Source organism: Pantoea latae, assembly GCF_002077695.1.
Classification (GTDB): Bacteria; Pseudomonadota; Gammaproteobacteria; order Enterobacterales; family Enterobacteriaceae; genus Pantoea; species Pantoea latae.
Genome location: NZ_MWUE01000016.1, coordinates 86,826 through 100,891, shown reverse-complemented (window position 1 = coordinate 100,891; position 14,066 = coordinate 86,826). Strand labels below are relative to the sequence as shown.

At 56.0% G+C, this 14,066-nt stretch carries 12 protein-coding genes; 6 read left to right on the top strand and 6 right to left on the bottom strand.

Going from position 1 to position 14,066, the window contains the following annotated elements; all coding sequences use genetic code 11:
- Positions 1 to 58: 58 nt before the first annotated feature.
- The 6 genes from hupB to bolA form a co-directional block, all read right to left on the bottom strand.
- A complete protein-coding gene (gene hupB / locus B2J69_RS10900; RefSeq protein WP_081139420.1) occupies positions 59 to 334 on the bottom strand; it encodes a nucleoid-associated protein HU-beta in 276 nt (91 codons plus the stop codon).
- 214 nt (positions 335 to 548) lie between these two features.
- Complete coding sequence (gene lon, locus B2J69_RS10895) at positions 549 to 2,903, bottom strand: endopeptidase La (protein WP_081139314.1); 2,355 nt, start codon at positions 2,901 to 2,903, stop codon at positions 549 to 551.
- Between the two features lie 188 nt (positions 2,904 to 3,091).
- On the bottom strand, positions 3,092 to 4,363 hold the full coding sequence (gene clpX / locus B2J69_RS10890) for an ATP-dependent protease ATP-binding subunit ClpX (RefSeq protein ID WP_081139313.1): 1,272 nt from the start codon (positions 4,361 to 4,363) through the stop codon (positions 3,092 to 3,094).
- Between the two features lie 127 nt (positions 4,364 to 4,490).
- Positions 4,491 to 5,114: an ATP-dependent Clp endopeptidase proteolytic subunit ClpP gene (gene clpP, locus B2J69_RS10885; protein WP_033788807.1), complete on the bottom strand. Its 624-nt coding sequence runs from the start codon at positions 5,112 to 5,114 to the stop codon at positions 4,491 to 4,493.
- A gap of 325 nt (positions 5,115 to 5,439) precedes the next feature.
- On the bottom strand, positions 5,440 to 6,744 hold the full coding sequence (gene tig, locus B2J69_RS10880; protein ID WP_081139312.1) for a trigger factor: 1,305 nt from the start codon (positions 6,742 to 6,744) through the stop codon (positions 5,440 to 5,442).
- 296 nt (positions 6,745 to 7,040) lie between these two features.
- Positions 7,041 to 7,355 (bottom strand): transcriptional regulator BolA, encoded by a 315-nt coding sequence (gene bolA / locus B2J69_RS10875; protein WP_081139311.1) that lies wholly within the window; start codon positions 7,353 to 7,355, stop codon positions 7,041 to 7,043.
- A 278-nt stretch (positions 7,356 to 7,633) separates the two neighbouring features.
- On the opposite strand from bolA, the gene B2J69_RS10870 reads away from it, so the two are divergent.
- From B2J69_RS10870 to B2J69_RS10845, 6 genes are all read left to right on the top strand, one after another.
- A complete protein-coding gene (locus B2J69_RS10870; RefSeq protein ID WP_081139310.1) occupies positions 7,634 to 8,212 on the top strand; it encodes a lipoprotein in 579 nt (192 codons plus the stop codon).
- 51 nt (positions 8,213 to 8,263) lie between these two features.
- Entirely contained in the window at positions 8,264 to 9,751 is a 1,488-nt protein-coding gene (ampG, locus tag B2J69_RS10865; RefSeq protein ID WP_081139309.1) for a muropeptide MFS transporter AmpG, read from the top strand.
- Positions 9,752 to 10,200: 449 nt separating this feature from the next.
- On the top strand, positions 10,201 to 11,127 hold the full coding sequence (gene cyoA, locus B2J69_RS10860; protein WP_081139308.1) for a cytochrome o ubiquinol oxidase subunit II: 927 nt from the start codon (positions 10,201 to 10,203) through the stop codon (positions 11,125 to 11,127).
- 4 nt (positions 11,128 to 11,131) lie between these two features.
- A complete protein-coding gene (cyoB, locus tag B2J69_RS10855; RefSeq protein WP_081139307.1) occupies positions 11,132 to 13,114 on the top strand; it encodes a cytochrome o ubiquinol oxidase subunit I in 1,983 nt (660 codons plus the stop codon).
- Positions 13,114 to 13,731, top strand: coding sequence for a cytochrome o ubiquinol oxidase subunit III (locus tag B2J69_RS10850; RefSeq protein ID WP_081139306.1), 618 nt, complete (start codon positions 13,114 to 13,116; stop codon positions 13,729 to 13,731). The genes cyoB and B2J69_RS10850 overlap by 1 nt, the downstream gene beginning before the upstream one ends.
- Positions 13,731 to 14,060: a cytochrome o ubiquinol oxidase subunit IV gene (locus B2J69_RS10845; protein WP_081139305.1), complete on the top strand. Its 330-nt coding sequence runs from the start codon at positions 13,731 to 13,733 to the stop codon at positions 14,058 to 14,060. The genes B2J69_RS10850 and B2J69_RS10845 overlap by 1 nt, the downstream gene beginning before the upstream one ends.
- Positions 14,061 to 14,066 lie beyond the last annotated feature (6 nt).

The window sequence follows — 14,066 nt, the reverse complement described above, 5'->3', positions numbered from 1 at the left end:
AACGGATGAACCGTCCTCTAGTCCACGGAAGAAAATGCTTCTGCGGACAGATGCGTTGTCATGCGTTGACAGCGTCTTTCAGCGCTTTACCGGCGCGGAAGCCCGGTACTTTGCCAGCAGCAATGGTGATCTCTTTGCCGGTCTGCGGATTGCGGCCGGTACGTGCGGCACGCTCGCGTACGGAGAAAGTGCCAAAGCCCACCAGCGCCACTTCGTCGCCGCCTTTCAGCGCGTCGGTAACAGAACTGGTGAATGCGTCTAAAACACGTCCCGCTGCTGCTTTAGAAATGTCAGCGTCTGCAGCAATTTTGTCGATCAACTGTGACTTATTCACTCTCTTCATCCCCTCTTTTATTATTTCACTTCACATCCGCGCGTCCTGCCGGATACGAATGCGCAGCACGTTATATCAAGCCTGTTGAGCCGAAACAACGGAATTCATCTTAATCGCTGTTTCCGCAGCCCCCTAAATTAGCGGCACTAAAAAAAGCTGGCAAGCGCTCATTCGCCTGCCAGCTTCGCTTTTTAATGCTTTATGTCGCTAATCACTATTTTGCGGTCGCAACCTGCATGCCGTAAGGGGCATTTTCCAGCGCGAGGCCTAACACTTCCTCGATGCGCTTCACCGGATGGATCTCCAGATCGGCAATCACGTTGGCCGGAATCTCTTCCAGATCGCGTTTGTTATCGTCCGGGATCAGCACCACTTTAATGCCGCCGCGATGGGCCGCCAGCAGCTTCTCTTTCAGGCCGCCGATCGGCAGCACCTGACCGCGCAGCGTGATCTCGCCGGTCATCGCCACGTCAGAGCGCACCGGGTTGCCGGTCAGACAGGAGACCAGCGCGGTGCACATCGCGATACCAGCGCTCGGGCCATCTTTCGGCGTCGCGCCTTCCGGCACGTGCACGTGGATGTCGCGCTTCTCGTAGAAGTCGCCGTTGATGCCGAGCTTCTCGGCGCGCGCGCGCACCACGGTGAGCGCCGCCTGAATCGACTCCTGCATCACTTCGCCGAGCGAACCGGTGTAGGTCAGCTTGCCTTTACCCGGCACGCAGGCGGTTTCGATGGTCAGCAGATCGCCGCCCACTTCCGTCCACGCCAGGCCGGTTACCTGACCCACGCGGTTTTCGCTTTCGGCGCGGCCGTAGTCGAAGCGCTGCACGCCCAGGAAATCCTTGAGGTTTTCGCCGTTAATGGTGATGTGCTTCTGCTCTTTATTCAGCAGCAGCGTTTTCACCGCTTTACGGCACAGCTTCGACAGTTCGCGTTCGAGGCTACGCACGCCCGCTTCGCGGGTGTAGTAGCGAATGATGCCGACGATGGCGCTGTCTTCAACGGTAATTTCGCTCGCCTTCAGGGCGTTACGCTCAATCTGCTTCGGCAGCAGATGCTGTTTGGCGATATTGAGCTTCTCATCCTCGGTGTAACCCGACAGGCGGATCACCTCCATACGATCCAGCAGCGGCGCCGGAATGTTCATGGAGTTAGAGGTCGCCACGAACATCACGTCGGAGAGATCGTAATCCACTTCGAGGTAGTGATCGTTAAAGGCGATGTTCTGCTCGGGATCGAGCACTTCCAGCAGCGCGGAAGCGGGATCGCCGCGCATGTCGGAGGACATTTTGTCGATCTCATCCAGCAGGAACAGCGGGTTTTTCACGCCGACCTTCGCCATCTTCTGGATCAGTTTGCCCGGCATCGAGCCGATGTAGGTGCGACGGTGACCGCGAATTTCCGCTTCGTCACGCACGCCGCCCAGCGCCATACGCACGTACTTGCGTCCGGTCGCCTTGGCGATCGACTGACCCAGCGAGGTTTTACCCACGCCCGGCGGTCCCACCAGACAGAGGATTGGGCCTTTGATTTTGCTGACGCGGCTCTGTACGGCGAGGTATTCCAGGATGCGGTCTTTGACACGCTCCAGGCCGTAATGGTCGGTGTCCAGCGTCTCCTGAGCCTTGCGCAGGTCTTTCTTCACCTTGCTGCGCGCGTTCCACGGTACCTGAACCATCCAGTCGATATAGCCGCGCACCACCGTCGCTTCGGCGGACATCGGCGACATCATTTTTAATTTTTGCAGTTCGGCTTCTGCTTTTTCGCGCGCTTCGGCCGGCATTTTCGCCGCGTCGATTTTGCGCTTCAGGGCTTCGTACTCGTCCGGCACGTCGTCCATTTCGCCCAGCTCTTTCTGAATGGCCTTCATCTGCTCATTCAGATAGTACTCGCGCTGGCTTTTCTCCATCTGCTTTTTCACGCGGTTGCGAATGCGCTTCTCAACCTGCAGCAGATCGATTTCGGACTCCATCATCGCCATCAGATATTCCAGACGTTCGTTAACGTCCGACATCTCAAGCACCGACTGTTTATCCGCTAATTTCAACGGCATATGCGCCGCCACGGTGTCGGCCAGACGCGCTGCGTCGTCGATATTGTTCAGCGAGGTCAGCACTTCCGGCGGGATCTTTTTATTCAGCTTGATGTAGCCTTCAAACTGATTAATGGCCGTGCGCACCAGCACTTCCTGCTCGCGCTCTTCAATTTCCGGCGAGATCAGGTATTCCGCCTGCGCGGTGAAGTGGTCGCCATTGTCGGCCAGCGTGGTAATGTGCGCGCGCTGCAGGCCTTCGACCAGCACTTTGACTGTGCCGTCAGGCAGTTTCAGCATCTGCAATACAGAGGCTACGGTCCCTACAGAGAAGAGATCGTTAATGCCAGGTTCATCCGTTGACGCCTCTTTCTGGGCAACCAGCATGATCTTCTTGTCATGATCCATCGCCGCTTCAAGGCAACGGATCGATTTTTCCCGACCAACAAACAACGGAATTACCATGTGCGGATAAACCACCACGTCGCGCAGAGGCAACACGGGGATTTCAATGCGTTCAGAACGCTCAGGATTCATAGAGCTCTCTCTTAGTTAGTGTCCGCCAGGTGATGGGCACCGCAAATGCAGGAACGTGCAGTTAAACCCACAGGATTATGAGTATATGGGGATGATCGTTCGACATTCAACGGCATGAAAGCGAGAAAAACAAAAGGGGAAAGAATTTTCCCCTTTTTTAATCATTTCAACACCCTTGGCGTGGTGAATTATTCGCCAGACGCCTGGGCTTCGTGCTTGCCGTAGATCAGCATCGGCTCTGACTGGCCGTCGATAACCGACTCGTCAATCACCACTTTTTCGACGTCTTCCATCGAAGGCAGATCGTACATGGTTTCCAGCAGCGCGCCTTCAACGATAGAACGCAGGCCGCGCGCGCCGGTCTTACGCGACATCGCTTTTTTGGCGATGGCGGTCAGGGCTTCGTCGCGGAACTCCAGCTCGACGCCTTCCAGGTTGAACAGCGCCTGGTACTGCTTGGTCAGGGCGTTCTTCGGCTCGCGCAGGATCTGGATCAGCGCCTCTTCACTCAGCTCGCTGAGGGTGGCGACCACCGGCAGACGACCGATAAATTCCGGGATCAGGCCGAATTTGATCAGATCTTCAGGCTCAACCTGAGAGAGCAGCTCGCCTTCGGTCGCTTTCTGCGATTTGCCTTTCACCGTGGCGCCGAAGCCGATGCCGGAGCCGGTTTCCACGCGCTGGGAGATCACTTTATCCAGGCCCGCAAACGCGCCGCCGCAGATAAACAGAATCTTCGAGGTGTCGACCTGCAAAAACTCCTGCTGCGGATGCTTACGGCCGCCCTGCGGCGGTACCGCCGCGACGGTGCCTTCGATCAGCTTCAGCAGCGCCTGCTGCACGCCTTCGCCGGAGACGTCGCGCGTAATGGACGGGTTGTCCGATTTACGCGAGATTTTATCGATCTCATCGATATAAACGATGCCGCGCTGCGCTTTCTGCACGTCGTAGTCGCACTTCTGCAGCAGCTTCTGGATGATGTTCTCCACGTCTTCGCCCACGTAGCCCGCTTCGGTCAGCGTGGTGGCGTCAGCCATGGTGAACGGCACGTCCAGCAGGCGCGCCAGCGTCTCCGCCAGCAGAGTTTTACCGCTACCGGTAGGACCAATCAGCAGAATGTTGCTTTTGCCCAGCTCAATGCCATTGCTGGTATCGCCGTTGCGCAGGCGCTTGTAGTGGTTATACACCGCAACCGCCAGCACTTTTTTCGCCCTTTCCTGGCCGATAACATAATCATCGAGGTGATGGCGGATTTCGTGCGGCGTAGGCAGCGCGCTACGTTCGCGATGCGGGGCAACTTCTTTAATCTCTTCGCGAATGATGTCATTGCACAGATCGACACACTCGTCGCAGATATACACTGACGGCCCGGCAATCAGCTTACGCACTTCATGCTGGCTTTTGCCGCAAAAAGAGCAGTACAGCAACTTCCCTGAACCGTCTTTGCGCTTATCTGTCATCAGTTAACCTCTTCTTGTTCTCAGGCCATACTGGCGTACGGCGCAGGCCGTGCGAACACGGCCAATATTCATTCAACTCAAACCCGTTTCCCAGTAACTATAGCGTAAGGAGCCGGGCAGATGAGTCTTATTCACGATGCGTCAGGACAGAGTCGACTAAACCATACTCTACCGCTTCACTCGCCGAGAGGAAACGGTCGCGCTCGGTATCGCGCTCAATTTCTTCCAGCGACTTGCCGGTGTGCTGCGCCATCAGCTCATTCATGCGCTGTTTCACTTTCAGGATCTCTTTGGCATGAATTTCAATATCGGTCGCCTGGCCCTGATAGCCGCCTAGCGGCTGGTGGATCATCACGCGCGAGTTCGGCAGACAGAAACGCTTGCCTTTGGTGCCGGCGGTGAGCAGGAACGCGCCCATTGAACAGGCCTGGCCCATACAAATGGTGCTGACGTCAGGCTTGATAAACTTCATGGTGTCGTAGATCGACATGCCCGCGGTGATCACGCCGCCAGGGGAGTTAATGTAGAGATAGATATCTTTCTCAGGGTTTTCCGCTTCCAGAAACAGCATCTGCGCCACGATCAGATTGGCCATGTGATCTTCAACCTGACCGGTCAGGAAGATGACGCGCTCTTTCAGCAGGCGGGAATAGATGTCGTAGGAACGCTCGCCGCGCGAAGTCTGTTCAACCACCATGGGCACCAGCGCATTGCGCGGCGCAGTAAATTCACGATCGCCACTGTATGACATTACCGTCTCCTGGATATAGTTCATTGGCAACATTCTGTACCGATTTTCACTGAAGCGAGCCCGCGTCGCGCGTCTCCGCTTCGTTTCCGACACCTTCAAGGACGGTTAATCAGCCAGTCTAACTCTCTTGTGCATACTCCCTCAATCTGGGGATACTGCCTTGCTGTTTCAAGCATAACAACCTTTTCTCTATTCGCTAACCGGGAAAAAGCGCAACGTGAATAATTTGCCGGTTTATTAAGCGAATAGCGCCGCTGACGCCGCAAAAACAAAAAAGCCCGCGACTTTGCAGCCGCGGGCTCAGCACTTCTGGTTAAATCAGCGATCAGGCAGCAGAGGTCTGATTCATCAGTTCCTGGAAGCTGGTCGCTTTCTCAGTGACTTTCGCTTTTTCCAGAACGGCTTCAACCGCCTGCTCTTCCAGCGCCACGTTGCGCATGTTGTTCATCAGCTCATTGTTCTTGCTGTAGAACTCGATCACTTCCTGCGGATCTTCGTAGGCAGAAGCCATCTCTTCGATCAGCGCATTGACGCGCGCTTCGTCTGCTTTCAGCTCGTGAGTGCGGATCACTTCGCCCAGCAGCAGACCGACGATAACGCGGCGTTTCGCCTGCTCTTCGAACAGCTCGCGCGGCAGTTCCAGCGCTTGCTTCTCGTTGCCGCCGAAGCGCTGCGCAGCCTGGCGACGCAGCACGTCGATTTCGCTGTCGATCAGGGCAGTCGGGACGTCGATCTCGTTGGCTTTCACCAGACCGTCGATCGCCTGCGTCTTGACGCGGTTACGGATAGCGCCTTTCAGCTCGCGATCCATGTTCTTACGCACTTCGGCGCGCAGACCGTCAATTGAGCCATCTTCCACGCCGAAACGCTTGATGAACTCTTCGGTCAGTTCCGGCAGCTCGCGCGTTTCCACTTTCTTCAGCACGATCTCGAACTTCGCGTCTTTACCTTTCAGATTTTCCGCGTGGTAGTCTTCCGGGAATTTCACGTCGATAGTGAAGGTTTCGCCCGCTTTATGACCGACGATGCCCTCTTCGAAGCCCGGGATCATACGGCCCTGGCCCATTGCCAGCACGAAGTCAGAGGCTTTGCCGCCTTCGAACTCTTCGCCGTCAACGGAACCTGAGAAGTCGATGGTCGCGCGATCTTCAGCGGTCGCTGCCGCATCGCTCTCTTTCCAGTTCGCCTGCTGCTTGCGCAGCGTGTCCAGCATGGCGTCGACGTCAGCGTCGGTGACTTCGACCAGCGGTTTTTCCACTTCGATGCTGTCCAGACCCTGCAGCTCAACTTCCGGATAGACTTCAAACTCTACCGCGTAGGTGAAGTCTTCGCCTTCTTTGTACTCGCCCGGCACGTAGTTCGGCGCGCCAGCCGGGTTGATTTTTTCTTTGATGATGGCGTCAACGAAGTTGCGCGTCATCAGCTCGCCCAGCACGTCCTGACGAACAGAAGCGCCGTAGCGCTGTGCGATGATATTGGCCGGCACTTTGCCTTTACGGAAACCATCGATACGGACTTTTTTCGCCACTTCCACCAGTTCTTTCTTCACTGCGCTTTCAATGCTGTCAGCTGGGACAGTAATCGAAATGCGACGGCCCAGACCCTGAGTGGTTTCTACTGAAACTGTCATCTTGTTACCTCAAAAAATCGCGTGCTCGGTCAACTTCAGACACCACACATTGTGTAATGCGCCGTATCCAACAACCGGGACGGCTTCCATTAAGAGAACCTGATCCCTGTCACCAGAAGCGTCCCGAAGACATTCCGGAAAAATAGACGCCGCATTATAGCGGCATCGCCCTAGTGAGTCGAGGCTGGAAACTCACCACTTTTTAACGGCTTTGCTGCTTTTTTGCGCCGGAGATCGCGTTTATCGCTAAATAATGAAAAAAAACGGCCCGCAGGCCGTTTTTAGAAAAGGGGAATTCAGGCGAGGGTGCCGGCGCCGCGGCAGTTCGGGGAGGCCAGCACGGTATCCTGCAGCCCTTCCCACTCTTTGAGGGTGTAGGTGTGCAGCGCCAGCGCGTGCACGCTGCCCGCCAGCTCAGCGGCCAGCTCGCCGTAAATGGCGCGGTGGCGCGCCAGAAAGCGCTGGCCGACAAACAGATCGCTGACGATAACCACTTTAAAATGGCTCTCCGATCCTGCCGGCACGTTGTGGCGGTAGCTTTCGTCATGCACTTCCAGATGTGCCGGCTGGAAAGCCAGGCGCAGCTTCTCTTCGATTTGTTCGCGGATCATTGTTTTTTCCTCAATGGCGAGCGCTGTGCCCCATCTGGTTAAATATTAGTAGCTTTTCAGGCGCAACCGCACAGATGTGTGAAAATATTTCCGCGGTTGTCTAAGCCAGACGGCATCATAGCGCAGCGAGAGAGGCGATCAACAGGCCGCTTTGAGCAGGCGGATAAAAAAGGCGTTTACCGCGAATTTACACCTGGCCAGGGCTTTTTTCACTGCCGCGCAGTGCTATGATGGCCGCAGTTTTTGCAAACCAACCCACAACATTAACGAGAAGAAGCATGTTGAAAAAACTGTTATTTCCCCTGCTGGCCGCGTTCATTTTGGCCGGCTGCGCCACTAACAGCAATACGTTGACCATTCAGCCGAAAATCGAGCTGCCGCAGCAGGACCCGAGCCTGATGGGCGTCACCGTCAGCATTAACGGCGCCGATCAGCGCAGCGATCAGGCGCTGGCGAAAGTGAATCGCGACGGTCAGCTGGTGACCCTGACGCCATCGCGCGACCTGCGCTTCCTGCTGCAGGAGGTGCTGGAGAAGCAGATGACCGCGCGCGGTTATATGATTGGTCCTGACGGCGCGGTCGACCTGCAGATCGTGGTGAACAACCTCTATGCCGACGTGACTCAGGGCAATGTGCGCTACAGCATCACCACTAAAGCGGATATCTCGATCATCGCCACCGCGAAAAACGGCAATAAGCAGGTGAAAAACTACCGCCAGACCTACAGCGTAGAAGGCGCGTTCAGCGCGACCAACGACAAGATCACCAACGCGGTGAACTCGACGCTGGGCGATGTCATCGCCGACATGGCGCAGGACACCAGCATCAACAACTTCATTAAGCAGAACGCGCACTAATCCGCCGCACCCTGTGCCCGGCGCGCTGCCGGGCACTGCTTCAGGATCCGCATGAATCATTATCTCCGTATCTTCACCCAACGAAATGCCGCCGTGTTACTGCTGCTGGGCTTTGCTTCGGGATTGCCGCTGGCGCTCACCGCTGGCACGCTGCAGGCGTGGATGACGGTGGAAAATGTCGACCTGAAGACCATCGGCTTTTTTTCACTGGTCGGTCAGGCCTACGTATTTAAATTTCTCTGGTCGCCGGTAATGGACCGCTTTACCCCGCCGTTTCTCGGACGACGACGCGGCTGGCTGCTGCTGACGCAAATCGCGCTAATTGGCGGGATTGTGGCGATGGGCTTTATGCAGCCAGGGCGCGACCTGACGCTGCTCGCCGCGCTGGCGGTGCTGGTCGCCTTTTGCTCCGCCTCGCAGGATATCGTCTTCGACGCGTGGAAAACCGACGTGCTGCCGCCGGAAGAGCGCGGCAGCGGCGCGGCCATTACCGTGCTGGGCTATCGGCTGGCGATGCTGGTCTCCGGCGGGCTGGCGCTGTGGCTGGCGGATCGCTATCTCGGCTGGCAGGCGACCTACTGGCTGATGGCGCTGCTGATGGCGCCCGCGCTGATCGCTACCCTGATGGCGAAAGAGCCCGACAGCCGCGTTGCCGCGCCGCACTCCCTGCGCGACGCGGTCGCGCTGCCGCTACGGGATTTTTTCCAGCGCGACAACGCCTGGCTGCTTATCACCCTGATCGTGCTGTATAAGCTCGGCGACGCCTTCGCCGCCTCGCTCACCACCACCTTTTTAATTCGCGGCGTCGGTTTCAACGCCGGCGACGTCGGGCTGGTCAACAAAACGCTCGGCCTGCTGGCGACGATTATCGGCGCGCTCTACGGCGGCGTGCTGATGCAGCGCCTGAGCCTGTTCCGCGCCCTGTTGATTTTTGGCGTGCTGCAGGCGGTCTCGAACTTCGCCTACTGGCTGCTGGCGGTGACGCCGCACCATTTATGGAGCATGGCCAGCGCCGTCTTTGTCGAGAATCTGTGCGGCGGCATGGGCACCGCGGCGTTTGTGGCGCTGTTAATGACCCTGTGCAACAAATCTTTCTCCGCGACGCAGTTCGCCCTGCTCTCGGCGCTCTCGGCGGTGGGCCGTGTCTATGTCGGCCCGGCGGCCGGCTGGCTGGTGGAACTCTGGGGCTGGCCTACCTTCTACGCCTTTACCGTGCTGGCGGCGCTGCCGGGCCTGCTGCTGCTGCTGCTGTGCCGCAGCACGCTTGATGCGGCGCAGAAAAGCGAGCGTTTTTTCCCACGCACCCGCTTTGCCGTCGCCTATCGCTGGACGACGCGCCTGTTCTGCGTGGGCGGCGCGCTTATTGCGCTCTGGCTGACGGCGCTGGCCTGTCAGGCGCTGGGAGGGTGGCAGCTTGAGGGCCAGCCTGGCGGGCTGTTTGAGGCGGGCATGGCGCTGCTGGCGCTGGCGGTGTGCGGCGGCGTTACGCTGGACGTGCTGGCGCAGCGCAGCGCCTCCGCGGCGCGCCAGCCGCGGTAATTAACACCAGGTATGATTTCATCACGAAAGTAAATCAGGCCGCCTTTTCGGGCGGCAAAAGTTAAACTTTGTCATCGCGTGTTATTTTCCTGGAAATATTAAGATCGCGACTGCTCGTTTAGCCAATATATTAAAAACCGGTGAGCAATTATTTTGTATAATTTTCATCACACAAATGATGCAGATTTGTTAAATAATTGAGCATCAAAAGTAAGGTTTATTCTTTCCCTGATTTCTTTAAGGATACTTTCATCGGTTTTTGTTATATTAGTGCCAACTGCTTGTCGCAGTTAATAATTTGTCACCCCAGGCAACATCTGTGACACCCTTAGCAAAAGGTGTCAACACGCTGCTGACACATCCTTATGCTGGTTTACACTGCATAAACCTTCCCGTAAAATGCGCGCACACTTAAACGACAATAAGCCCTTTGTCATTGAGGTCGTTAAATGAGACTCAGGAAATACAATAAAAGTTTGGGGATTTTGTCATTAATCGCAGGCACTTTGTTAATGAGTGGCTGCGATAATGCGTTGTTAAATCCCAAGGGACAGATTGCACTTGAGCAACGTTCGTTGATTCTGACAGCCTTCGGCTTAATGATGATCGTCGTTATTCCCGCAATCTTGATGGCGGTGATGTTTGCATGGAAATATCGTGCATCCAACACTGAAGCGAAGTACAGCCCTAACTGGTCACACTCTAACAAAGTTGAAGCCGTGGTCTGGACCATTCCGATCCTGATCATTCTCTTCCTCGGCGTGCTGACCTGGAAATCGACCCACGCGCTGGAGCCAAGCAAACCGCTGGCCTCTGACGTGAAACCGGTTGAGATCCAAGTGGTGGCGCTGGACTGGAAATGGTTGTTTATCTACCCGGAACAGGGTATTGCGACCGTTAACCAGATCGCTTTCCCGGCTAACACGCCGGTGAGCTTCAAAATTACCTCCAACTCCGTGATGAACTCCTTCTTTATTCCGACGCTCGGCAGCCAGATTTACGCCATGGCGGGCATGCAGACCCAACTGCACCTGATCGCCAATGAGCCAGGAACGTTCGACGGTATCTCTTCGAACTTCAGTGGTCGCGGTTTCTCTGGTATGAAGTTCAAAGCCATTGCAACCAAGGACGATGCGGAATTCCAGCAGTGGGTCGCCAAAGTTAAAGCGGCGCCTAACACGCTGACCACCATGGAAGATTTCGAGAAAGTGGCGGTGCCAAGCGAAAATCATCCGGTGGAATATTTCTCTTCAGCGAATCCTGAACTGTTCAAGCAAGTCATCGCTAAGTTCATGACCAGCCACGGGAAGATGGACATGTCGCAGCACGAAGGCATGGACATGAGTCACACCGCTTCCGCGGGAGCCGAGGAATAATACGATGTTCGGAAAATTAACACTGGATGCAGTGCCGTACCATGAGCCGATTATCATGGTTACGGTTGCCGGGATCATCATTGGTGGTCTGGCAATCATCGCTGCCCTCACCTATTTTGGTAAATGGCAGTACCTGTGGTCGGAGTGGCTCACCTCCGTCGACCACAAAAAACTGGGTATCATGTACATCATCATGGCGTTCGTCATGCTGCTGCGCGGCTTTGCCGATGCGATTATGATGCGTACCCAGCAGGTAATGGCTTCCGCTGGGGAAGCCGGCATACTTCCACCGCACCACTACGATCAGATCTTTACCGCGCACGGCGTGATTATGATCTTCTTCGTGGCGATGCCTTTCGTGGTCGGTCTGATGAACATCGCGGTACCGCTGCAAATCGGTGCGCGCGACGTGGCATTCCCGTTCCTGAACAACCTGAGCTTCTGGTTTACCGCGGTCGGTGTGATCCTGGTTAACCTTTCTCTGGGCGTGGGCGAGTTTGCACAGACCGGCTGGCTGGCCTATCCGCCGCTGTCTGGCGCGGAGTACAGTCCTGGCGTCGGGGTCGATTACTGGATCTGGAGTCTCCAGCTTTCCGGTATCGGGACCACGCTGACCGGCATCAACTTCTTCGTAACCATTCTGAAGATGCGTGCGCCGGGCATGGACCTGTTCAAAATGCCGGTATTTACCTGGGCTTCTCTTTGCACTAACGTCCTGATCATCGCTGCGTTCCCGGTTCTGACCGTGACCCTGGCGCTGTTGACGCTTGACCGTTACCTCGGCTTCCATTTCTTTACTAATGAAATGGGCGGTAACATGATGATGTACGTCAACCTGATCTGGGTCTGGGGCCACCCGGAAGTGTATATCCTGGTGCTGCCGGTGTTTGGCGTCTTCTCTGAAGTCACTGCGACCTTCTCGAAAAAGCGTCTGTTTGGCTACACCTCGCTGGTGTGGGCAACCATCGCCATTACCGTACTGTCGTTCATCGTTTGGCTGCACCACTTCTTCACCATGGGTGCGGGCGCGAACGTTAACGCCTTCTTCGGCATCATGACGATGATCATCGCGATTCCGACCGGCGTGAAAATCTTTAACTGGCTGTTCACCATGTATCAGGGCCGCATCGTGATGCACTCTGCCATGCTGTGGACCGTGGGCTTCCTGGTCACCTTCTCTGTAGGTGGTATGACCGGTGTTCTGCTGGCAGTGCCGGGCGCGGACTTCGTGCTGCACAACAGCCTGTTCCTGATTGCGCACTTCCATAACGTCATCATCGGCGGCGTGGTATTCGGTTGTATGGCCGGCGTGACCTACTGGTTCCCGAAAGCCTTCGGCTTTACCCTGAACGAAACCTGGGGCAAACGCGCCTTCTGGTTCTGGATCATCGGCTTCTTCGTTGCGTTTATGCCGCTGTACATCCTGGGCTTCATGGGTATGACCCGTCGTCTGAGCCAGGATATCGATCCGCAGTTCCACTCACTGCTGGTTGTCGCCGCTGTGGGTGCGGGCCTGATCGCCTGCGGCATCATCTGCCAGCTGACCATGTTCTACGTCTCTGTGCGTGACCGTCATCAGAACCGCGATCTGACCGGTGACCCGTGGGGCGGCCGTACGCTGGAGTGGGCAACCTCTTCACCGCCGCCGTTCTACAACTTCGCTACTATCCCGCATATCCACGAGCGCGACGCGTTCTGGGAAATGAAAGAGAAAGGCGAAGCGTATCAGCAGCCGGCGAAATATGAAGAGATTCATATGCCGAAGAACAGTGGCGCGGCTATCGTGATCGCTGCCTTCGCAACGGTATTCGGTTTTGCCGCAATCTGGCATATCTGGTGGCTGGCTGGCCTTTCCTTCCTGGGCATGATCGTGACCTGGATTGTGAAGAGCTTCGACGAAGACGTGGACTACTACGTTCCGGTTGCCGAGATTGAGAAGATCGAAAAGCAGCACTTTGACGATATCAGCAAAGCGGGTCTGAAATAATGTCAACTGAAACTCTGACAAAACACCACCACGACGCCCATGCGGAGCATGGGCATCACGATGCAGGAGCCAATAAAGTCTTTGGCTTCTGGATCTACCTGATGAGTGACTGCATTATCTTCGCAACCCTGTTTGCGACCTATGCAGTCATGGTCAACAGCACTGCCGGCGGTCCGTCAGGCAAAGATATCTTCGAACTGCCGTTCGTGCTGGGCGAAACAGCGCTGCTGCTGCTTAGCTCCATCACCTACGGCATGGCGGTTATCGCCATGAACCACGACAAGAAAAGCTCGGTGCTCAGCTGGCTGGCGCTGACTTTCCTGTTCGGTCTTGGCTTTATCTGCATGGAAATCTATGAGTTCCATCATCTGATCGAAGAGGGCTTCGGCCCGAACCGCAGTGGCTTCCTGTCCGGCTTCTTTACGCTGGTCGGCACCCACGGTCTGCACGTGACCTGCGGCCTGATCTGGATGCTGGTGCTGATGTTCCAGATCGCCAAACGTGGACTGACGTCGACTAACCATACGCGCATCCTCTGCCTGAGCCTGTTCTGGCACTTCCTGGATGTGGTGTGGATCTGCGTGTTTACCATTGTCTATCTGATGGGGGTCATGTAATGAGTCATTCAGCTAACGGAAATGTTGTTCCGCACAGCAGCGTGAAGTCCTACATGATCGGCTTCATCCTCTCTGTCATCCTGACCGGTATTCCGTTCTGGATGGTGATGAGCGGCGGGTCATCCCAGGGTATGACGCTGGGCGTTGTCGTTGCCTGCGCAGTTATCCAGGTCGTTGTTCACCTGATCTACTTCCTGCATCTGGACACCAAGTCCGAAGGCGGCTGGAACATGGTGGCCATCGTCTTCTCGGCGGTCATTATTCTGATCGTCGTAGTGGGCTCGCTGTGGATTATGTGGAACCTCAACTACAACATGATGGTTCGCTAAAGAGTC

Excerpts from the sequence above, each read along its gene's own strand:
- tig (WP_081139312.1), bottom strand. The coding sequence starts at position 6,744 with ATGACAGTTTCAGTAGAAACCACTCAGGGTCTGGGCCGTCGCATTTCG.
- lon (WP_081139314.1), bottom strand. The coding sequence starts at position 2,903 with ATGAATCCTGAGCGTTCTGAACGCATTGAAATCCCCGTGTTGCCTCTG.
- bolA (WP_081139311.1), bottom strand. The coding sequence starts at position 7,355 with ATGATCCGCGAACAAATCGAAGAGAAGCTGCGCCTGGCTTTCCAGCCG.
- cyoA (WP_081139308.1), top strand. The coding sequence starts at position 10,201 with ATGAGACTCAGGAAATACAATAAAAGTTTGGGGATTTTGTCATTAATC.
- clpP (WP_033788807.1), bottom strand. The coding sequence starts at position 5,114 with ATGTCATACAGTGGCGATCGTGAATTTACTGCGCCGCGCAATGCGCTG.
- clpX (WP_081139313.1), bottom strand. The coding sequence starts at position 4,363 with ATGACAGATAAGCGCAAAGACGGTTCAGGGAAGTTGCTGTACTGCTCT.
- B2J69_RS10850 (WP_081139306.1), top strand. The coding sequence starts at position 13,114 with ATGTCAACTGAAACTCTGACAAAACACCACCACGACGCCCATGCGGAG.
- cyoB (WP_081139307.1), top strand. The coding sequence starts at position 11,132 with ATGTTCGGAAAATTAACACTGGATGCAGTGCCGTACCATGAGCCGATT.
- B2J69_RS10870 (WP_081139310.1), top strand. The coding sequence starts at position 7,634 with ATGTTGAAAAAACTGTTATTTCCCCTGCTGGCCGCGTTCATTTTGGCC.
- B2J69_RS10845 (WP_081139305.1), top strand. The coding sequence starts at position 13,731 with ATGAGTCATTCAGCTAACGGAAATGTTGTTCCGCACAGCAGCGTGAAG.
- ampG (WP_081139309.1), top strand. The coding sequence starts at position 8,264 with ATGAATCATTATCTCCGTATCTTCACCCAACGAAATGCCGCCGTGTTA.